The organism is Sphingobacterium sp. UBA7249 (assembly GCF_002472835.1).
In the GTDB taxonomy this organism is placed as follows: Bacteria; Bacteroidota; Bacteroidia; order Sphingobacteriales; family Sphingobacteriaceae; genus Sphingobacterium; species Sphingobacterium prati.
Genome location: NZ_DKST01000014.1, coordinates 1 through 20,222 on the forward strand (window position 1 = coordinate 1; position 20,222 = coordinate 20,222).

The window sequence follows — 20,222 nt, forward strand, 5'->3', positions numbered from 1 at the left end:
AACCATATTGTGGTCATAACCATTTAGTTTAACGATTGTGGCATGGTGCACTATTCGGTCTATTATCGCCGATGCGATTACCTTGTCCCCGAAAAGTGTCCCCCAGTCTTCAAAGTTCCTATTAGTGGTAATGATCATCGAGCCGTTTTCGTATCTTTTTCTGATGATCTCAAAGAAGTCTTCCATACTGTACTGCGGCATTTTTTTGAAGCCCAGTTCGTCCAGTATCAGCAGGTCCGGTTTAAGGAACTTCTGGATGGTTGCAGCATAGGATCCGTCCGCGCGGGAGGAATATAGCTTTTCGACCATTTCATTGGTATGGATGAAAAGTACCCGCTTACCTTTTTTTACAGCTTCCAGCCCGATTGCATGGGCCAAATGCGTCTTTCCGACCCCCGGTTTCCCCATGAATACCACATTATGTCTCTGGTCTATGAACCGGCAGCTTGCCAGATCATAGATCTGCCTTTTGTCAACCTGGGGCTGATAGCTGAAATCATAACAGTCCAATATCTTCTGCGTGTCGAGCTTTGATTCCCTGAGCTTATTTATATATCCATTGGTCTGCCTATTTGCCATTTCATCCTCTACCAGAAGCTCAAGAAACTCAATGTAACCGATCTTGTGCTGTAATGCGTACCTGTTACGCAGCTCAAGGTTCTGACAGATGGCCGCCAGTTTAAGGGTGCGGAGCTGTGTTTTTAGATTTTCCATATTTATATCCATTAATTTGTAAGACTGTCATAATAACTGAGTTCATGCTGAAATTCGTCCGAGAAGCCCATTGTTAGCACATCTTCCCGGGGCAGGTCGTACATCGCATTCTCGCATATCCGTTTGACCTGCTGGTAGCTTATGGCGTGAAAATGCAGTGCGCGGGCACAGGATCTTTCTATCTGGCCAAAAGTGTAGCGCTTTCTCAGTGCAAGTATACCCTGGGTCATCTTGCCCCAGTGCGTAGGCACATCTTCCACCAGCCTATCGAACAGAGAGCACGCATTTGGACCTATCTGTTCCATCATTTCACGGTATTCTTCCTTGCTGACCATTTTCTTTTCCCTGGGGCGGTGCGCCGCAAGACTGACAAACATGCCTATGCTGCCGGATAGCTGGTGCATGGCGATCTGCCGTGAGCTGTCATAGATGCGAAGTATCGTACCGTTGCTCTCCAGCCTTACATTCATGCCCATATAGTCCGCCGGAACCGAATAATAGTTCTGCTTATAGGTGACATGTCCCATACGGTTTACCCTGCGGTGGCTGACATCCTGTATCTGGAAACGTCTGGAAGGAAGGGGCTGCAATGCAGCTTTCTCCGATTCAAGAAAGATATCATGAGGCCGGCGCCTGGTGGTGCCGTGGACACGTTTATTGCATATTTCATCATTCCATACGCGCAGACCACAGACCAGGTCCTCATAGCTTTTGCTTTCAAAGGCTTTCAGAAAGTTGTTCCTGACATATTTTATGGAAGACTCTACTTTACCTTTGTCTGTTGGCCGGCGGGGTCTGCAGGCAATACCCGCACAATGATAATAACTGAGAAATTCCGCGTACTGTGCCTGTAGGGTGGGTTCGTAGAGATCTACCTTGGTTACACCCGAGCGCAGGTTGTCCAGCTTGACCATTTTTGGGACACCCCCGAAATATTCAAAAGCACTGATATGGCAGTCCAGGAACTCCCGGACCTGTTGACTGGTAACAACTTTATAATAGGACTGCCTGCTATGGCTGAGCACCATACTGAATACCCAGACCTTAACACCCCGGCCGTTCCTGCGGAACTCACCAAAGTAGCCGAAGTCGACCTGTGCCTCCTCACCGGGAAGGCTGTGCAGCGGAACAAAACATTCTGCCCGCTTGAACTTACCAATGTAACGGGCGACACTTGAATAAGACAGGGTAAGCCCATGCTGCTGGATCAATTTCTGGTGGATCAGCAGTGCCGAAAGTCCACTGGCCAGATAATGCTCAATCTGTTCATGAAATACCTCAAGACCACTGGAACGGGACTGTTGTGTCGGAGCTGAATCTCCATTCAACAGCGCTTTTTGGATACGCGAAACAGTCTTGCGGCACATACCAAGTTCCCTTGAGATCTCACGCAAAGATTTCCCGTGTTCCAAAAGTGTTTTTATCGTATTGTACATAGCCACTTTATACATAACGCTGAGAGTTGATTATACTCTCAACAAGTAAAACCTTAATTGTTTAAGGTGGTGGCATTTTAATGCGAATTCCTGGGGGTATTTATTTGCGAATTAACAGTAAATAAAAAGATGAAGGCAAAGTTGCGTTATGTAACCAAAAACTATCCGGAGAAGATCGTACAATATGAAGAGCAGGAAGCTACTCTGGGAGACAGAAACAGTTATAGCAAAACAGATCCCGATGCCACCTTTATGCGGATGAAAGAGGATCATATGAAAAATGGCCAGCTCAGACCAGGATATAATATCCAGATATCCACGTCCAATCAATACATCGTCAATTACACCATACATTCCAATCCCACAGATACCAGAACATTATCCGGTCATTTGCAGCAACATGAGGACAGCTTTGGAAAAACACCGGGAACCCTTACCGCAGATGCCGGTTATGGCAGTGAAGAAAACTATGCATTACTGGCAGCAAAAAATATTGAGAGCTATGTGAAATATGGTATGTTTGACAAAGGGCAGAAAAAGAGCTGTGGGGATAAGAAACCATTTTCTGTAGATAAATTACATTATAATCCTTCACAAGATTGCTATATCTGTCCAATGGGACAGGAAATGCATTGTATAGGTACATTTAGCCAAAAGACCTCCGCAGGCTTCCGGCAGGAAATCAAAAAGTATCAGGCAAAAAACTGCACAAACTGCCCGTTGAATGGCGCCTGTCACAAATCACAGGGAAATAGGATCATCGGGGTGAATAAGCAACTTGAGATTTACAGGAACAGGGCATACGAATTGCTCAACAGCGATGTAGGTGTAGCCAAACGAAAACAGAGGTGTTATGACGTCGAACCTGTCTTTGCAAACATTAAACAGAACCATGGGTTCCGAAGATTTATGCTCCGGGGTAAAGAAAAAGTGTCCATAGAGTGGGGATTATTGGCAATAGCACAAAATCTAAGAAAAAAAGCGGCCTAAAAAGCTACTTTTTGTTCATTTTTCCCCTCCATATGAGTCTTTTTCCAAAATAACCAACAAACAACACACAAATCTATCTCATAGACTTTTTAAACAAAAAAACTGTCCCAAATAAATTTGAGACAGCCTCTTTTCATGTTTATGCCTTTCTGTTGCTAAATATATGCTGTTCAAAAAGTAAATAAACTCTTTTTGGGTAAAAAGTGCAATTCAAAGCGAAAGCTGTCCATTGTATGGCCTGGAGAATAAGAGCAACTTTGTACTATCAAAAAATAATAACAATAATAAATATTTAAAGACCATGAAAAATTTAATTTTAGCAGTCGTATTATTTACAACTTTCATTTCAAATACAGTTTTATCACAAACTAAAAGAACACCAGCATCCTTTGGAAGAGAAGAATATATTGAAGTAGAGAAAAATGTAAAACTCCATATAACCGACCTTGGTGAGGGAGAGCCTATTGTTTTGATTCACGGATGGCCCTTGAGCGATGCGATGTACGAATATCAATATGCCGATTTTATACAAAAAGGTTATCGTGTGATCGGTATTACTTTAAGAGGATTCGGGCTCTCTGACAAACCGGGAGGAAAATATAACTATGATGTATTTGCGGATGATATCAAAGTTGTTTTGGATAAATTGGATGTTAAAAATGCTACAATCGGCGGATTTTCGATGGGAGGAGCCACAGTGATTCACTATGTAGCCAAATACAACGCTGCCCACGTTTCAAAAATGGCATTATTTGGAGCAGCAGCACCGATCTGGACAAAACGGGCAGATTTCAACTATGGCCTATGGACCAAGGAAGACGTCAATGGATTGATCAATCTGAACAACACGAATCGTCCGGAATTATTCGCCACATTTGGTAAGATATTTCCTGCCAATGAGACCAGCGTTTCCCAAGGTCATGGCGCTTGGTTAGGCAGCATCCAGGCTCAGGCATCACCTTATGCAATGGCTGAAGGATTAAAAACTTTAAGAGATAGCGATTTACGTAGTGATTTGAAGAAAATAACAATTCCTACTTTGATCCTACACGGTAAGTTAGATAAAATCTGTTCTTTTGACCTAGCAGAACAAATGAATGCCTTACTTAAGAATTCAACTTTAGTTCCTTTCGAAAAAAGCGGGCATGCCCTGTTTATCGAAGAGTTGGATAAATTTAATAGCGAAATCTTAAACTTCATCAAAAAATAAGATAATTACAGGATGAGGTTAGTCAAAAGCTAACCTCATTTTTTTAATATAAAAATTGCTTAAAATGCACAGACTCATCATACCTTTCCTCACACTGACCTTGTTTTCCTGCAGCACAAAAAAACAGATCGTAGCAGTAAAACATACCGGCTTGCCAGAAGCAATAGGTCCATACAGTCATTCTACGAGTTATGGTCATCTTATTTTTGTATCGGGGCAAATTGGCTTAGACCAAAAAAACAATACGTTAAAAAGCGGGATCGAGGAACAAACGGTTCAGATTATGGAAAATCTAAAAATTATTTTAGAAAATAATCAGTCCGACTTGGAGCACATTACCAAAACAACTATTTTTTTGAAAGATATAAAGCAGTTCGAAACTGTCAACAAAATATATAGTAAATTTTTCCATGATCATTTTCCTGCAAGGAGCACAATGGAAGTGGCTTCTTTACCACGGGATGCAGACATCGAGATTGAATGTATTGCCGCTAAAAGGTGACCGGATTTTACGATATAAACTTTCTTCTTTTCAACCCTATTCGGGCTTTCCGTCCATTAAAGATAAATTTTTTGCTGTTCTACAGTTCCCTCTACGAGCAGTTCGCTTTTCTCAATTTGGTTAGGATAATCCTCATTATGGCAACGTAAGTACGTCTATTTAGAACCAATTTTGCATTCATATTAATACAATTAAAAAATGGAAAATAAACAAAAAGAAAAGGTTTGGTTCATAACAGGGTCTTCAAGAGGATTTGGAAAAATATGGACAGAAGCCGCTTTGAAACGCGGAGATAAGGTGGCTGCCACAGCACGCAATATAAATAGTATTGCTGCCTTAAAAGAAACGTACGGTGATCAGGTTTTGGTTCTCGAAGTGGATGTAACCAATGCCTTTCAAGTGCAAAATGCAGTTAACCAGGCTAATGAATATTTTGGAAGATTAGACATCGTGTTTAATAATGCCGGATATTCTCTGGTGGGTACCATCGAAGAGGGTAGCACCGAAGAGGTAAAAGCTATGTACGAAACCAATATTATAGGACCTATCCATGTAGTTCAGGCCGCATTACCTATATTGCGAGCACAAGGTCATGGCCATATTTTGGGGACATCTAGTGCTGTTGGTATTTATAGTAATCCTCTTATCGGTTATTATTGTTCTTCAAAATTTGCGTTTGAAGCTATTTACGATAGTTTGTCTAAAGAAGTTGCTGGATTTGGCATCAAAGTTACGTTGATCGAACCCGGGGCATACAGCACTGAATTTGGCAGTGCAGAATCACTGAAAATAGCCAGCAAAAAGCTGTCGGATTATGACGATTTGAAAAGCAACTTGATGAAAAATTTACAAAAGCTGGAACGAGGAAATCCTTTGGCTACTCCGGATGCGATATTTGCTGTTGTAGATGCCGAAAACCCGCCTTTGAGGTTACTACTTGGTAAAAATGATTTGCCACATATCCAACAAATCTATACTGAACGTATTCAGGAATGGGAAGCTTGGAAACCGATTTCTCAAGCGGCCCAAGGTTAGGGATCTATGCCGTCTTTAACAATCTTTCCGTTCTATTCGCTTTTCTTTTTTGTGAGGAAAAGCGAATATTGCTTAACTTGTAACCTAGAATTTTTATAATATGGTTTCCAAAAAATCGAATCATTCCGTAAAAAGATTTAATACGCTGACCGATGTTATGGAGGCATCTGGTTTTCCGCCTCCGCAGCATCCATTAATTGTTTTGTTGAACGGGGTAGACAAACCACTTAAAGGTCATGCTCCTCCTAAATCACATGTGTTGAATTATTATAAAATTGCTTTTAAACCAGAGGCTGGAGGAGAATTAATCTATGGTCATACTAAATTTGATTTTAAAGAGGGAGGGCTATTTTTTGTGGCTCCTCAGCAAATTCTCTCAACTATAGAAGAGGATAAACAAAAGGAAACTGGAAAACAAAAAATACTTAGACCGCAGATCACACTGCTTATAGATCCTGATTTTTTACTGCAATATCCGTTAGCTCAAAAGATCCATCAGTACCACTTTTTCTCTTATGCTACAAATGAAGCATTGCATCTTTCGAGCAAAGAAAAAGAAACCATTCTTTCACTTTTCAGAAATATAGAAGAAGAACTTGAGAATCGTATAGACGAGATGAGCCACAATGTGATCATCTCACAGATCGAACTGTTGCTAAATTATGCCCAACGATTTTATAACAGGCAGTTTTTGACCCGAAAACAAAACTATCCGAGTATTGTCGAGCGCATCGATCAAGTGTTGGAGGATTATTTCAATAGCGATAAAGTCCTGAGCGGGGGAGTTCCTACCGTGAATTACTTGGCTGACCAGCTGCATATGTCTGCGAGTTACCTAAGCGATCTGTTGCGAAACCTTATCGGTCAAAACACCCAGCAAATCATTCATGATAAAATGATTTATCGGGCAAAGAATAGGTTATCAACCACAGCTCTCAGTATTTCTGAAATTGCATTTGAATTAGGTTTTGAACAACCGCAATCCTTTAGCAGATTGTTTAAATTAAAAACCAAACAAAGCCCACAACAATATAGAGCTCAATTCAATTAATTTTTACAGTTACTTAAACTTTCAGCACTATTTTTCGCTGCGAATTCGTACCAAAATCTTTGAGAAACCACTTTAGTAAAATCAATTATACAATCGGACCTTTAACACTTATAACCCTTGAAAAACCAAAAATATACGATAGATCATTTTGTACTTTCACCTAATTCAAGGACTGGAATGCTGATCGTAAATATGGAACATCAAATTGCTGACGAGCACGATCTTTCCAGGCCCCATCGGGACAACCACTGTCAATGAATGTTAGCCTTAGGGGGTGGAATACAGGTTAAATATTGATTTTGAGAACATCGAATTCAAAGGGCCAGCGCTCATATGTGTATATCCTGAGCAAGTACACCATATTATAGGCGTGTAACAGCCAAAGGGAGCTAAAGGAGTGAGGGCACATAAAATTTTTTACGAACTTTAGAGAAGCAATCTGTGAAATTATGATAGGAAAATTGTTAGAGTTGATCGAAAAATCGGTAGAAGTAAACCAGGATGAAAAGGAGTTAATTACCAGGCTTTTCCATGAAAAAAAATATGGTAAGGGCGATTTTTTTCTGAATGAAGGTGACGTTTGCCGAAACGTTGGCTTTATGGTCAGCGGTGTAATGCGCTATTATATTAATGACGATGGGGAAGAGAAGACTTATGGATTTGCCCAAGAATCTGATTTTATATGCAACAATGAAAGTTTTCTGCCCCAACAGCCATCCCGGCAAATTATCCAATCCTTGGAAGACTGTACTGTATTGGTCATCGGATATGACGATCTTCAAAAATTTTATAGTTCACTAAAAAGCGGAGAACGTTTCGGAAGGCTTGTTATCGAGCAAGTATTTGTCAAGACTTTACAGGGGCTGAATTCATTCTATACAGACTCACCGGAACTTCGCTACGAAAAATTTATAAAAGAATATCCTGATCTGCTTCAGCGTATCCCGCAGTATTACATTGCTTCCTATGTGGGGGTTAAACCACAATCGCTAAGTCGCATACGGAGTAGGAATCTGCATAAAAAATGATTTGTTAACCCAGGTGCATGAAACGTGAAATGGATACAGATAAATTTGTTGTCAACTTAAAAAGCAAATATTATGACAACGAGAATTTGTTACATCATTTCAATTTTGACCGCGGTAGGATTATTGTTTATTGGTCTTAGGTTTTTAATTTCACCAGTTCAAGCCGAATTCGATTTTGGCATCTTCACCGATACCAATGATGATTATTCCTTTCATTACATCAAAGGAGTAAGGGATATATTTTCCGGGATGCTTCTACTACTATTAGCAGTGACAAAGCAAAAGAAGGCGCTTGGCATAGCGCTGCTTTCCGCGACTATTGTGCCACTGGGAGACTTGCTGATCGTAATGGACGGAAATGGAGGCGATTGGCAGCATACGATTGCTCATTGGATCGCTACTGGTATCTGCATCATTATCGGCCCGATACTTTTAATCCAAAAACCAGCAAAAATCAGTTCTGACAAACAAATATCCTTTAATTTAATTCAGTCCGCAACTAATGGTGGGCCCACCGTTACGGAGTGTGATCTGCTTCCTGGAGCAAAAACCCCCTGGCATTACCATACCTTATTTTCAGAAAAATTTGAAATATTGGCAGGCGAACTGGAAGTAGGTAAGGGCGGTAAACGTTATCGGCTCAAGGCTGGGGACGAGATAAGTATTTCTGCCAATGAGAAGCATCTTTTTAACAACAGATCGAATAATGCGTGTCGGATACGAACTACCATAGATCCTGGAAATATATTATTTGAGAAGGCTTCACTTATTCTACTAGGGCTGGCTAAGGATGGCCTTACAAATAGCAATGGAATTCCTAAAAAGTTTTCAAACCTTGCAATTTTCATATATCTGAATAACTCCAAGATGACCGGAATAATGAAAATTGCTGAACCATTTTTAAATTTGATTGCAAAAATTGCTATACATCGAGGCCGGTTGAAGGTTCTTGAGGATACCTATTGTAAAACAATTAGGTAATAATAAAGCATTTTTATCCTTTATACAATCGCGTCTATAAAATTTCCGTTAGGATCAGCTTTATGAGGACTGTTTGGGATCTCACATCTGAAATGTTTATCGAAAAACAGGTCAAAACAGCGGGGTTTCTATTTTAGAACACGCTAAATTCGGGGAGAGGCATGATTAACTGGATCTGAGTTTACTTCCAACGAAGTATTGTAATGCTAATTAAGAGAGAGGTTACAGTAATTATTTTATTACTGTAACCTGGGTATTTTTATTATTCTTCAGCCATCGCTAAGGTGAGGTTAGTTGTAAATGCTAGGCCAGTGGTTGTCAGCGCCTTTATTGTCACCTTATAGCTACCAGCTTTTAAGCTGTCGCTTTTTTTCACGGAAACTACACCTGTTTGTGTATTTACGCTAAACAGCTTTTCGCTGTCAGCAAATGCAATTCCATCTTTTTGTATTGAAACCAGTTCAAATGTAGATTTATATTTTTCCGGATATAATGTTGGAGCCGCCGAGACATAACCATTTGAAAGACCGATATGTATCAGGCTAAAGTCGATAGTAAGGTTTAGATCGGGATAATATTGTCCAAACAAAAATTTAATTTGTGGAATCAGAATGACCCTGAAGGTGGTGGAAGCGACGGGAAAACCATCTTTCCTCAGTTCGGGAGTCAGCTCGAACGACTTTTCAGCTTTCTTTTCCGGATCGCCAGCATCTTTTGATAACTTGATATGAGTACCCGATATTGAAGCAATATTTTCCTGTCCATCCTTTTTCATCAAATGAAAGCTAGCGCCAGCAATTGGGACACCAAGCGGGTCTATTTCAAAATAAGTAGATTGGTCATTATACAGCACATAAGAATAAGGTAACTCGTTGCCGTCTTTTAAACCTTTAATAGCAATGGATCCAGCCATTACCTTTATCGAAAAACTTTCTTTTGCTACGACTGTACCATGAGATTCTTTGGCTATTACAGTGACTTTATAATCATCGGGAATGCGTGCGCTGCTGGATTGAGCTCCATTTGGATAGAGAAGGGCACTGTTAATCTGTATACTTTGTTTTTTGTCATCAAATTTAATAGCCTGGTTCAATTTATCACTGAGTTTACTCCCATTTCCCAAATTGATTTCACCAGTTTGGGAAAAGTCAAAACTGAATGTAAGTCCATTGTTTGAAGATAGGTCTTTCGGTAGATTAATCTCCTGTGTTTCGCCGTAGCGAAGGCTGACCTGTGAAGGTAACGAAAGCGAGATTTCAGTAGGATTAGGAGCTGTCTCTTTTTTACAGGATGATGCAGCGCCGAGCACGAGAATCAGTGCCCCCGCAATAACGATTTGTAGGTTGATGTATTTCATAACGTATAAAATTTTGACGAAGGTAATGATTGTAAATTATTAATGCAACAATATTGCAATTGCTATTTTCTTTTTTATTTTTGCAACTCAAACAGGAATACAAACACTATGTTACAGTATCAGAATAAATTATTTTTAGCATCTCTGCTGATAATATTGACAGCAAGCTCTACACATGCACAGACCAAATCGGCAGTCGATACATTGCGCATTATCGAGTTGCCCACGGCGGTAGCAACTGGCCTTGTGCCAGGCTATGGGCAAAAGACAAGGCTGGATCGGAAACAGCTGGATCGTATACAGGCACAAACAATCGGTGAAACATTGAGCCATATTTCTGGGGTACAAAACACCTCTTTTGGCCCCAATTCCGGAATTCCAATGATACGCAGTTTGAGCGGTAGCAGGGTGAATATTCTGTCCAATGGTCTTTCGATCAATGATTTGTCGGGAATAAGTCCAAATCTCAACCCAAATTTCGATATGGATAATCTACGAGAAATAGAAGTGTACAAGGGAGCAGCAAGCGTATTATTTGGTGGAAAGGCGATTGGTGGAGCTGTCAATCTCAGCGACAACAGCATTCCGATTACCCGTTTACAAAAGGGGATTTCAGGTCAGGCCAGTGCAGAGTTAGGAACCAATAGTGGGAATAGACAGTCACTGGCCTTCAATACAAACATTGGCAAGTACTGGGTAGGGCATATTGGCGCAATGAGGCTCGCACACGGAGACCTCAAGATCCCTGGTAATACAAAAGCATCGATTGCTTATGATCCAAAAATAGATCATTTGACTGCCGCGATGGCGCAGGTAAATGTAGACCGCGAAACGATTCAGAATCTGACGCTATATCCTTATCTGAGCCAGTTTGTACTCGATAATATGGCAGATCCAAAGTGGGGCCTGTCCGAGGCAGATTTGTATACTTTTGAAAATTATTCCTTTATCAATGGGGTAAAGGTGCTAAATCCACAAAATGACAAATATATCTCTGGACAGGATCCTAAGACACCACTGTATACCGAAGTAGTTCATGGGATTACAGATTACGTCCCTGTTGAGCGCGGCCTGATGCCCAATAGCCATGCCGAGAGACGTTCTGTCAATGCAGGAGCCAGTTACATCAGGGAAAACTTTCGAATAGGACTAGGCCTTTACGCTCTTGAGAGTTATTATGGTATTCCCGGTTTTGCGCAGCGTAACAAACCTGTGCATAGCCACAGCACGGTTTGGACCCCGATATATGAGCCGATCAATACCCGCACATATTCATATGCTTGGCAATTAGAATCTGCTTTTAAACCCAAAACACAGTTGATCTCGGAGATTAAATTTAGCTATAGAGGTGAATTATCTGATGACCGAGAGATTTTAGGCAGATATCGTGTCAATAGGTTTGATAGTGAGCGGCATGCGGTTCGGTCGGAGATAACCCAACAATTCGCCCGTTTTTGGTCCGGGGTGAGCGGATTTGATTTTTCATTTGTAGCCTTAGAGGGCGAGGGGGATCGGCGCTATATTCCCAATAATTTAAGTCGCGAGGGCGGTATCTTTACCTTGCAGACGATTGATCTTAATCCAATTGCGCTTCATTTAGGTTATCGACATGACTGGGTTGCCCGACGTACATTGAGTGATCCTGCCTACCAACGGAGCAGGGGGTTAGCCGGAGGTAATCTTTCGGCCCGAGATTTTAGCTTAAATCATTTTTCGGGCGATATTAGCTATTCAATTTTTGACATTGCCTATTTACAAGCTACATTTTCACATGCAGAACGTGCCCCGGGGGTCAATGAACTTTATGCTGGAAATGACCATTTTGCGATCTTAGTGGAAGAAAATGGAGATGATAGACTTGATAAGGAAAGCTCAGACTCCTATGAGTTATCCGGGGGGATAAAACATGGTGGATTAAAATTGTCCGCGACTCATTACCGCAGTTTTTTTAATAATTATCTCTATTTGGCCCATACCGGCATTTCCCGTTCTGGCGGTTTTTTGGTCAAGGAATGGCGTGCATCAGACACCGAGATTCAGGGCTGGGAGCTAGAGGGAGGCTACACACATGTATTGGCCGCAGATTGTCATGTAGTGTTAAATGCTTTCGCCGATCTGGTCAAAAATATAAATACATCGGATGACAGCATGCGTAAATGGGCAGAAGGAGACTATATGCCCAACCTACCGACCAGTAGATATGGAATATCTATTGCACTGCAATACAAAAAGTTTTCTGGGAACGCTAATTTCGACCGATATCTGAGACAACGTTATTTAGGCAAAAATATCAATGTTGAACCGGCTATGCCCGCTTATTCCTTGCTATCAGGACAATTGGGTTACAAGGTGAATATAAAAAGGTATGAATTCGTCTATTTTATTTCAGGAAATAATCTATTGAATGTAGAAGCACGCCCGCAAAATTCCATACTCAAATATCTTGCACCTCTTCCGGGACGAAATCTTTCCATTGGAATGAAGCTATTGCTATAATACAAGCCTTATTTTACTGAGATAGTCATATCACCATACTTTGCTATACACATAAAATCAAAAGAATATGACAAATCAATTTTTAACCAAGGAGACGATTGATATTTCACGCTTTTTTTATTTAATGTGTAACATTTTCTGTTTCTTATTCTCTAAATTATAAAAACAGCAATGCAGGTTTTGAATTTCGAAGAGATATACAACGAATACTGGAAGAGAATATTATTATATTGATGCCAATTCTGTTTACAACCAATACAATAGTTGTCTTTTTATTCTGCTGTTACCACCTTCCGATGGTTTAGCCCCCAATCTTTCAATGCATAAATTATCGGTGTTAAGGTATCGGCATAAGGTTCCAATTGATAAGAGATCTTAACAGGATACTCATCGATAACTGTTCGTAAGATTAGTTTATGCTGTTCTAGATCTTTTAGCTCTTTGGCCAAAACCTTCGGTGTAATGCCTGGAATACTCTCCTGAATATCGGTAAAGCGGTCATTTCCGACACCTATGGAAATAATAATCGGCAATTTCCATTTACCGTTGATGACATCTAAAGTATCGCGAACGGGCTTGATGGTCGCAAGGCAATCACAATGCATTTTTTTCTGTGCCATAATTAAGCTTATTGAGTTGCTAAATTTACATTAATTTCTTTCATCACCTCTGCAAATATTTGCGCTGATTTTATGCGGTCTTCAGCCGAATACATTGTTGAAACTGCAATTAGTTCATCTACATTAGTTTCTTCCAGAAAATTGATGACCTGTTTTTTTACGGTCTCTTTATCACCAACAAAAGAAAATTTTAGCATCTGATTCACCTGTGGATGATTAAAGATCTCCCGCCATTCATCTGTCATTGCTGTTGGTGGCTGTACGCTTTGCATATTTCCAGTTAACATTCCATAAAACATTCCGATCAATGACGTGAATAATTTTTCTGCTTCCGCATTCGTATCTGCCAGGATTACATTGATACCAGCGATGGTATAAGGTGCTTTTAAGAATTCAGAAGGTTGAAACTCCTGTTCATATATGCGAAGGGCATTGTACAGATGCGTAGAAGCAAAGTGACTGGCAAAAGCGTAGGGCAGTCCTTTTTGGGCAGCCAGATGAGCACTGTCAGTGCTCGAGCCTAATATAAAAATCGGAACGTCCATACCTTCAGCCATAGGAACTCTTACTTTGGCAGATTTGTTTTCCTCAGAAAAGTAACGCTGTATTTTCCCAATTTCATCGGGAAAAGAATGTGCAGCCTGAAACGAATCCGAACGGATGGCCTGTGCCGTTGCACTGTCTGTTCCTACAGCTCTCCCCAACCCCAGATCAATGCGGTGTGGATACAATTGTGCTAAGGTTCCAAACTGTTCTGCTACAATAAGTGGCGAATGGTTGGGCAACATTACACCACCCGAACCTACTTTTATGCGCTCGGTGTTTTCTGCTACATACCCGATCAAAACAGCAGTTGCTGAGCTGGCAACAGTATGCGAATTATGATGTTCGGCGAACCAATATCTTTCATAGCCATTTTCTTCCGCTACTTTGGCAAGCGCTATCGTGTTATTCAATGTTTCTTTCACAGAGGTATTTTGTGATACTGTTGCCAACTCCAATATGGAATATTTTATATTCGTTTTCATTTTTTTGTTTTTAATGATTATTTAAAATGCTGATAAGCATTCATGGTTTTAAATTTTTCGGAATAAAGGTTTTTTCAGGTCCAGATTTTCTCTTAACGTATCTGCCTTGTATTCTCTATGGAAAATTCCTCTATCCTGTAAAATAGGAACGACCAGCTCAGCAAAATCGGCCAATCCAGTCGGATAATCCTGCGTTACGACCAGCATATCCATGGCCCCTGCCTCATACCATTGCTGCACCTGATTAGCCACTCTTTCAGCAGATCCAAAAAACAAAGGTGCTGGCATCGCTCTATATCGGTCGAGGGATACCAGTTCCATATATTTCTGCTGGGCTTCTGGGTCAGTCTTTCCAACAATAGCATTTTGCGAAGTAGCGATCACAAAATTTTCGGGAGACCTATTTTTCTCGATTAGTTTATTTCGTAAGGCGGTAGCAGTGTAAAGGGCGTGTTCCAAACTTGGCCCGGCTATAAAGGCGCCGTCTGTATAGCTTGTTGCGATATCTACAAAAGTGGTCGACGAGCCAGCTGTGTACAATACCGGTCGGCCTTGCACGGAACGACTGATATTGAGCGGTCCATCCACGGAGAAATACGCACCACGGTAATTAATGGTATGCATTTTATCCGGTTTTAAGAAGACGCCAGTCTCTTTATTCCTTGGAAAAGCATCATCTTCATAAGTATCCCAGAGTCCCAGCAGAATGTCTAAAAACTCTCTATGCATTGGATATTGGTCAGACTTGCCCAAATGCCCACGGCTGAAATTGACCATTCCACCAGGATTGGAAGTAATAGCATTTAAGGAAGCACGCCCCTTGCTTATTTTATCAAGTGATAATACCTGTCTTGCAATATTGTAAGGATCCGTGTAAGACGATGAAGCTGTAAAAGAAAGCCCAATTTTACTGGTCTTCATTGCAATAGCAGACATGATGGTTGCGCCGTCAAACATGCTTAGGTAATGCGGAATATTGCCTGCACCAACGTGGCTGACATCAAACAAAAAGAGGGTTTCAAATTTGGCAGCTTCGGCAATCTGTGCTTGCTCTACATAAAAATCCACATTTTCCCCCGCATCGGCAGGCATATCTTTATGCATCCACGACGTGTAGTTCCAGCCGGTTCCGGCAATCCCTGCGGATAATTTCAATGTTCTATTTTGACTCATGATACCAATCTTATTGATGCTGTTAAACAGCAAAATCTTAGAGTGCAAAATTAACTGAATTATACTTACCAAAAGATAGTACTTTCCTAAAGGAAAGTAGAATTAATTTTTTAAACGGGAAATCTATTTCGCTTTCCTTCGGGAAAGCATGTCGTAAAACAAACAAAATGATTGTTAATTTTGTAACATCATAAAATGGTTAAAGGATGAAAATAGGAATTATTGGTTCAGGAAATATTGGCGGTACGCTTGCCAAGTATTTAATAAATTTAGGACACGAAGTAATCATCTCCAATTCACGTGGGCCCGCATCGTTGACAGAAGTTGTTGAAAAAACAGGTGCTATTGCTGGAACGGTGGAAGAAGCTGCTGCTGCAGAAGATCTTATTATTATAGCTATTCCAGAAAAAGCTATCCCAAATCTTCCAGTTTCAATTTTATCCATATCAAAAGCGATAATCATCCATTCAGGCAATTATTATCCCTCAAGAGATGGCAGAAATATAGACATCGAAAATGGTTTAACAGACAGCGAATGGGTGGCAAAAGTAATCGGTCATCCTGTGATAAAAGCATTCAACAATATTGTTGCAGGAAGCCTGGCTGCAAAAGCACTACCCAAAGAGAACCCTGGCCGTATTGCTTTGTCGGTTGCAGGTGACAATTTAGCTGACAAACTTTCCATCATGCAATTGATTGATGAAATCGGATTTGACGCCATCGATGCTGGTGCGATTGCTTCATCCTGGCGACAACAACCTGGTGAGCCGGCTTATTGCAGGGATCTCGATAAACAAAATTTGATTGATGCCTTAGAAAAAGCTGATATCAACAAGCGCGCAGAAAACCTTGCCTTAGCGGATGAGATTGCTCGTCCGTATTTGTAAAATATTGGAAGGCGGATATACCTCTGTTCTTTTATCACTACAAGCTGAATTATGCTCTTTTAAGTCTAAATAACGTTCCGGAAACTACATCGATAAGGTTTCTCCCTTTCCAACCAATTTAGTACGCTTTGCTTCATCGCCTTTACGTCTAAAACACCCATCGCAAAACCTTTCCGTGTGAGCTCTTCCGGCAGAATATCATCATATTTATCAAATATCGGTGCTTCTTTCGGATAAAGCAATGTCATCGGGTCTATATCCTTTTTTATCTCTTCCTCTACAATTCGGTAAAAATCCTGCTCACTGACGTTCATCGTAAACTGGATATAATAGGGCCGTTTTGAGTCAAATGCCTTAAGACCGAGAGCCGGGCCACATTTAATGCGAAGGAAACGCTCCAGTGCTAGAAAGGCATAACTTCCGAGCCAGGGAAACAAACCATACATTTTACCACCAAGAGGGATCAGTGTTTTTTTATCAAGGAAGGATCTGGCAGCGATATCTCGTGCTTGAGCAAGTCTTGCTATCGCATTTTTAAGCAAATAGGGGTACGTATCATCCTGTTGCAGCAACAGATGCATCCGTTGCAGGATTTTTGTATGGATATCTCCGGGTTCATCACCAAAGTAAGCAGGCACGATTCCTTTTACCGGATGGCAATAGACCACATGGCTGTTACGGTCAACCTCCTCCACGACCCAGACGCGACCGGCAATTGCAATTTTATCGTTAAGGGGAGGTGGTTTTACAATGGTACCCAATTCCTCGGAATCCCATCGGACACTGTATTCCTCATTCTCCTGAAATACGGCATAAAATTTAAAGTTGTTGACAATACGTTCACCAGCAAGCCCCAAGATAAGTCCGCCATTCTCCGTCTGCTGAAGGTGGTCCATGCTGAGCAGGTGCCGCAGCAGTACCCGAAAATCATCAGCTGTTATATGCTGGAAATAAGCAAGGGAAAGGACACGGGAGGCAAGTTCAGCAGGTGTCATTTCACCCCCCGAGGCAAGAGTGCTCATCGTCTGATGATACAGCAGGCTATAGGGCAGACGCCCGGTGCGAGGCGGTTCTACCCAACGCTCCTCAAGGTACAGTTGGATCAGTGCGATCCCTTGAAGGAGTTTCCACGGAATAGTCTCGGGCAGCAGCGCACGAGCCTCAGCATGATCTTCGCGTATCACAAACAACATTTCCGAAGGTGCATTTCGCCTTCCCGTTCTTCCCATTCTTTGCAGAAATGAAGAAACTGTGAAGGGAGCATCTATCTGAAAGGCCCGCTCCAGGCGACCGATGTCTATACCAAGTTCCAGCGTAGAAGTCGTACAGACTGTGATCAGGCTATCTTCTTGTTTCATCATATCTTCAGCACTTTCACGGTAGGAGACAGAGAGGTTTCCGTGGTGTATGAGAAAACGGTCCGGTTCACGTTTCACCTCGCAGTATTGGCGTAAGGTAGCTGTTACCACCTCGCACTCTTCACGTGAATTGGAGAAAACAAGACATTTATGACCTCTGGTATGTTCAAAAATATAGCCAATACCGAGATCTGCATTTTTGGGCGCGATATCTGTCGCAGGTTCTGAAGCATCGCCATCCGCTTCACCTTTCCCCTTTGTTTCATGCGCTTGTGCCCCAGTCGTAAAAAAATGCTGCATGGACAGGTGCCATTCAGCTCCTCCACTTTGGATACGTGGTATAACAGTGCCACGGCCGGTTCCCGCCGAAAGAAACTCGCCGACAATTCGCGTATCACCTATGGTGGCAGAGAGCCCTATTCTTCTGGGATTGACACCCGCAAGGCGCGACAGCCTCTCGATCAGTGATAAAGTCTGTCCACCACGGTCCCCCCTGAGAAAAGAGTGGATTTCGTCAATGACGACAAAACGGAGGTCACCAAAAAGATGGGGGATCTGTGAGTGACGGTGTAGCAGCATGGCTTCAAGTGATTCCGGGGTGATCTGCAGGATGCCCGACGGATCTTTCATCATTTTCTTTTTCCTCGACTGCGAAACATCGCCGTGCCAGTGCCAGACAGGGATACCGCTTTCCGCACAGATATCGTTCAGGCGGATGAACTGGTCGTTGATAAGCGCCTTTAAGGGAGCAATGTACAAACAGCCTATAGATGTAGGAGGGTCCTCCTGCATCATGGTAATGACTGGAAAGAAAGCCGCTTCCGTTTTTCCTGATGCGGTGGAGGCAGATAAAAGTACATTTTCATCCGTATTGAATATTGCCTCTCCTGCAGCCGCCTGAATGGCACGAAGTTTATTCCAGCCATTCTGATAGATATACTCTTTTATTAAAGGTGAATATCGCGAAAAGGTGTCCATATTTAATTCGGTGTTTCGAGAATCTCGGATAAATTTCCTATAGGGTGAATTTTGCAAACAGGGGATCAATGTCCTTATTTTCCAGTTCTGGCTTTGCATAGTCAAATGCTTCTGAACCAAGGAGCGTTTTGATATCGGTGTCAGGATTCTGGTAAAGGATATCGAGCAGTTCAATAAAATCCCGTATCACCTCACGCGGGGTAATGTTTGATGCCGCGCCGATCCTTCCGAATTCTATTTTTATAAAATCCAATAGATCTACATCCGTTAATTTACATTCGTAATTGTACAGGCTGGAATGGATGTTAGCTATTTTTTCAGTGAGTACCATCATTTCTTCACTTGTTAATGGCTGAAGCCGGAGTACTGGAGCACGCATATCCTGCAGGCCCTGCTGTGCAAATTTACCATCTTGCAAACGTGAACGCAGCGCCTCATAACTATACATTCCCCTTCGAATATCCTCTACGCATTGGGGAGTACCACTCATAATGATTCCAACATATTGGGCCTTGCCCTGCAGTGCGTCATTATAGATAGAAAGGATTTTTTCGTAATTATATTGCCTTGCGATACTATTTGGGATTTTATAGATATTCACCAGTTCGTCCACAAAAACCATCATCCCCTTATAACCTGCTTGTCGGAAAAAAAAGGCAAACAGTTTCAGGTAATCGTACCAGTCATCATCTGTAATAATTACGTTTACCCCAAGTTCCTGCCGCGCCTCGGTCTTTGTGTTATACTCTCCGCGGAACCATTTGAGCACTTTTGCCTTAAGATCATCATCACCCTCGATAAATGCCCGGTAATACATGGTGAGCAATTTCGCAAAGTCAAAACCATGTACCAGTTCCTGCATCGCGTGGATCACAGCAAAAATTTTCTGCTCCACTTTCTGGGTAAAAATAGGGTCTTCCGGGCTAATATTAGCAGTCTCGGCCGTTTCGGTCTGCAGCGAATCGATCCATTTGTCCAATAGCATGCTCAGTGCGCCGCTTTCAGGCCGTGTCTTTACGCTCAAGTTCTTGATCATTTCGCGATACGTCGCTAATCCCTGACCATTATTGCCGTGCAGGCGCCGCTCAGGCGATAGATCGGCATCTACCACTACGAAATTTCGGTCCATCGCATAGTTCCGAAGGGTTTGCAATAGAAAAGATTTTCCACTTCCATATTTGCCTACGATCATGCGAAAAGAAGCACCGCCCTCACTGACGATTTCCGCATCGTGCAACAACGCTTCCATTTCCTTTCTCCTGCCCACCGTTATATAGGGCAATCCTACACGGGGCACAACACCTCCCTTAAGAGCGTTGAGCAGGGTCTGAGCTATACGTCGGGGTATTGTAACTGATTTATTATTTTTTTCTGTCAT

At 41.8% G+C, this 20,222-nt stretch carries 16 protein-coding genes and 1 pseudogene; 9 read left to right on the top strand and 8 right to left on the bottom strand.

What is annotated here, in order from left to right; translation table 11 throughout:
* Both istB and istA read right to left on the bottom strand, forming a co-directional pair.
* On the bottom strand, nt 1–726 hold a 726-nt coding region (istB, locus tag B4A24_RS10250; RefSeq protein ID WP_349681731.1), incomplete at its 3' end, for an IS21-like element helper ATPase IstB.
* On the bottom strand, nt 726–2,165 hold the full coding sequence (istA, locus tag B4A24_RS10255) for an IS21 family transposase (protein WP_293944721.1): 1,440 nt from the start codon (nt 2,163–2,165) through the stop codon (nt 726–728). The genes istA and istB, both read right to left, overlap by 1 nt.
* 102 nt (nt 2,166–2,267) lie before the next feature.
* Here istA and B4A24_RS10260 point away from each other — a divergent pair.
* The 7 genes and pseudogenes from B4A24_RS10260 to B4A24_RS10290 form a co-directional block, all read left to right on the top strand.
* Nucleotides 2,268–3,140: pseudogene (locus tag B4A24_RS10260) on the top strand (transposase); the annotation flags it as partial.
* 301 nt (nt 3,141–3,441) lie between these two features.
* Nucleotides 3,442–4,350: an alpha/beta fold hydrolase gene (locus B4A24_RS10265; protein ID WP_293944723.1), complete on the top strand. Its 909-nt coding sequence runs from the start codon at nt 3,442–3,444 to the stop codon at nt 4,348–4,350.
* 64 nt (nt 4,351–4,414) lie between these two features.
* Nucleotides 4,415–4,852, top strand: coding sequence for a Rid family detoxifying hydrolase (locus B4A24_RS10270; RefSeq protein WP_172392133.1), 438 nt, complete (start codon nt 4,415–4,417; stop codon nt 4,850–4,852).
* 198 nt (nt 4,853–5,050) lie between these two features.
* Complete coding sequence (locus B4A24_RS10275; RefSeq protein WP_172392134.1) at nt 5,051–5,887, top strand: SDR family NAD(P)-dependent oxidoreductase; 837 nt, start codon at nt 5,051–5,053, stop codon at nt 5,885–5,887.
* A gap of 100 nt (nt 5,888–5,987) precedes the next feature.
* Nucleotides 5,988–6,938 carry a helix-turn-helix domain-containing protein gene (locus tag B4A24_RS10280; protein WP_172392135.1) on the top strand — a complete coding sequence of 317 codons (951 nt, stop codon included), beginning with the start codon at nt 5,988–5,990 and terminating at the stop codon, nt 6,936–6,938.
* 449 nt (nt 6,939–7,387) lie between these two features.
* The gene (locus B4A24_RS10285; protein ID WP_288811332.1) at nt 7,388–7,966 is read left to right on the top strand and encodes a Crp/Fnr family transcriptional regulator; all 579 of its coding nucleotides are present in this window, start codon (nt 7,388–7,390) and stop codon (nt 7,964–7,966) included.
* Nucleotides 7,967–8,038: 72 nt separating this feature from the next.
* Complete coding sequence (locus B4A24_RS10290; protein ID WP_172392137.1) at nt 8,039–8,947, top strand: DUF4267 domain-containing protein; 909 nt, start codon at nt 8,039–8,041, stop codon at nt 8,945–8,947.
* A gap of 262 nt (nt 8,948–9,209) precedes the next feature.
* Here B4A24_RS10290 and B4A24_RS10295 read toward each other — a convergent pair whose 3' ends face one another.
* A complete protein-coding gene (locus B4A24_RS10295) occupies nt 9,210–10,304 on the bottom strand; it encodes a hypothetical protein (RefSeq protein WP_293944724.1) in 1,095 nt (364 codons plus the stop codon).
* Between the two features lie 108 nt (nt 10,305–10,412).
* Between B4A24_RS10295 and B4A24_RS10300 the strand changes: the two genes are divergently transcribed.
* Nucleotides 10,413–12,800, top strand: a complete 2,388-nt coding sequence (locus B4A24_RS10300) for a TonB-dependent receptor (RefSeq protein ID WP_293944725.1) — start codon at nt 10,413–10,415, stop codon at nt 12,798–12,800.
* A gap of 272 nt (nt 12,801–13,072) precedes the next feature.
* Here the strand turns inward: B4A24_RS10300 and B4A24_RS10305 are convergent, their stop codons facing one another.
* Genes B4A24_RS10305 through B4A24_RS10315 form a run of 3 tightly spaced genes read right to left on the bottom strand, consistent with a single transcriptional unit; the run spans nt 13,073 to nt 15,621 of the window.
* On the bottom strand, nt 13,073–13,420 hold the full coding sequence (locus tag B4A24_RS10305) for a winged helix-turn-helix transcriptional regulator (RefSeq protein ID WP_172392140.1): 348 nt from the start codon (nt 13,418–13,420) through the stop codon (nt 13,073–13,075).
* A gap of 8 nt (nt 13,421–13,428) precedes the next feature.
* Nucleotides 13,429–14,448 carry an LLM class flavin-dependent oxidoreductase gene (locus tag B4A24_RS10310; protein ID WP_172392141.1) on the bottom strand — a complete coding sequence of 340 codons (1,020 nt, stop codon included), beginning with the start codon at nt 14,446–14,448 and terminating at the stop codon, nt 13,429–13,431.
* A 48-nt stretch (nt 14,449–14,496) separates the two neighbouring features.
* Nucleotides 14,497–15,621 carry an LLM class flavin-dependent oxidoreductase gene (locus B4A24_RS10315; RefSeq protein ID WP_293944726.1) on the bottom strand — a complete coding sequence of 375 codons (1,125 nt, stop codon included), beginning with the start codon at nt 15,619–15,621 and terminating at the stop codon, nt 14,497–14,499.
* Between the two features lie 206 nt (nt 15,622–15,827).
* Here B4A24_RS10315 and B4A24_RS10320 point away from each other — a divergent pair, with 206 nt between their 5' ends.
* Nucleotides 15,828–16,508, top strand: a complete 681-nt coding sequence (locus B4A24_RS10320; RefSeq protein WP_172392143.1) for an NADPH-dependent F420 reductase — start codon at nt 15,828–15,830, stop codon at nt 16,506–16,508.
* A gap of 65 nt (nt 16,509–16,573) precedes the next feature.
* Here the strand turns inward: B4A24_RS10320 and B4A24_RS10325 are convergent, their stop codons facing one another.
* Nucleotides 16,574–18,943 carry a DEAD/DEAH box helicase gene (locus B4A24_RS10325; RefSeq protein WP_312400247.1) on the bottom strand — a complete coding sequence of 790 codons (2,370 nt, stop codon included), beginning with the start codon at nt 18,941–18,943 and terminating at the stop codon, nt 16,574–16,576.
* Nucleotides 18,882–20,222: an ATP-binding protein gene (locus B4A24_RS10330; protein WP_172392145.1), complete on the bottom strand. Its 1,341-nt coding sequence runs from the start codon at nt 20,220–20,222 to the stop codon at nt 18,882–18,884. Before B4A24_RS10330 ends, B4A24_RS10325 begins: the two co-directional genes overlap by 62 nt.

Coding starts and splice junctions, on each gene's coding strand:
- istA (WP_293944721.1), bottom strand. CDS start 2,165: ATGTATAAAGTGGCTATGTACAATACGATAAAAACACTTTTGGAACAC.
- B4A24_RS10265 (WP_293944723.1), top strand. CDS start 3,442: ATGAAAAATTTAATTTTAGCAGTCGTATTATTTACAACTTTCATTTCA.
- B4A24_RS10270 (WP_172392133.1), top strand. CDS start 4,415: ATGCACAGACTCATCATACCTTTCCTCACACTGACCTTGTTTTCCTGC.
- B4A24_RS10275 (WP_172392134.1), top strand. CDS start 5,051: ATGGAAAATAAACAAAAAGAAAAGGTTTGGTTCATAACAGGGTCTTCA.
- B4A24_RS10280 (WP_172392135.1), top strand. CDS start 5,988: ATGGTTTCCAAAAAATCGAATCATTCCGTAAAAAGATTTAATACGCTG.
- B4A24_RS10285 (WP_288811332.1), top strand. CDS start 7,388: ATGATAGGAAAATTGTTAGAGTTGATCGAAAAATCGGTAGAAGTAAAC.
- B4A24_RS10290 (WP_172392137.1), top strand. CDS start 8,039: ATGACAACGAGAATTTGTTACATCATTTCAATTTTGACCGCGGTAGGA.
- B4A24_RS10295 (WP_293944724.1), bottom strand. CDS start 10,304: ATGAAATACATCAACCTACAAATCGTTATTGCGGGGGCACTGATTCTC.
- B4A24_RS10300 (WP_293944725.1), top strand. CDS start 10,413: ATGTTACAGTATCAGAATAAATTATTTTTAGCATCTCTGCTGATAATA.
- B4A24_RS10305 (WP_172392140.1), bottom strand. CDS start 13,420: ATGGCACAGAAAAAAATGCATTGTGATTGCCTTGCGACCATCAAGCCC.
- B4A24_RS10310 (WP_172392141.1), bottom strand. CDS start 14,448: ATGAAAACGAATATAAAATATTCCATATTGGAGTTGGCAACAGTATCA.
- B4A24_RS10315 (WP_293944726.1), bottom strand. CDS start 15,621: ATGAGTCAAAATAGAACATTGAAATTATCCGCAGGGATTGCCGGAACC.
- B4A24_RS10320 (WP_172392143.1), top strand. CDS start 15,828: ATGAAAATAGGAATTATTGGTTCAGGAAATATTGGCGGTACGCTTGCC.
- B4A24_RS10325 (WP_312400247.1), bottom strand. CDS start 18,943: ATGCAAAGCCAGAACTGGAAAATAAGGACATTGATCCCCTGTTTGCAA.
- B4A24_RS10330 (WP_172392145.1), bottom strand. CDS start 20,222: ATGACAGAAAAAAATAATAAATCAGTTACAATACCCCGACGTATAGCT.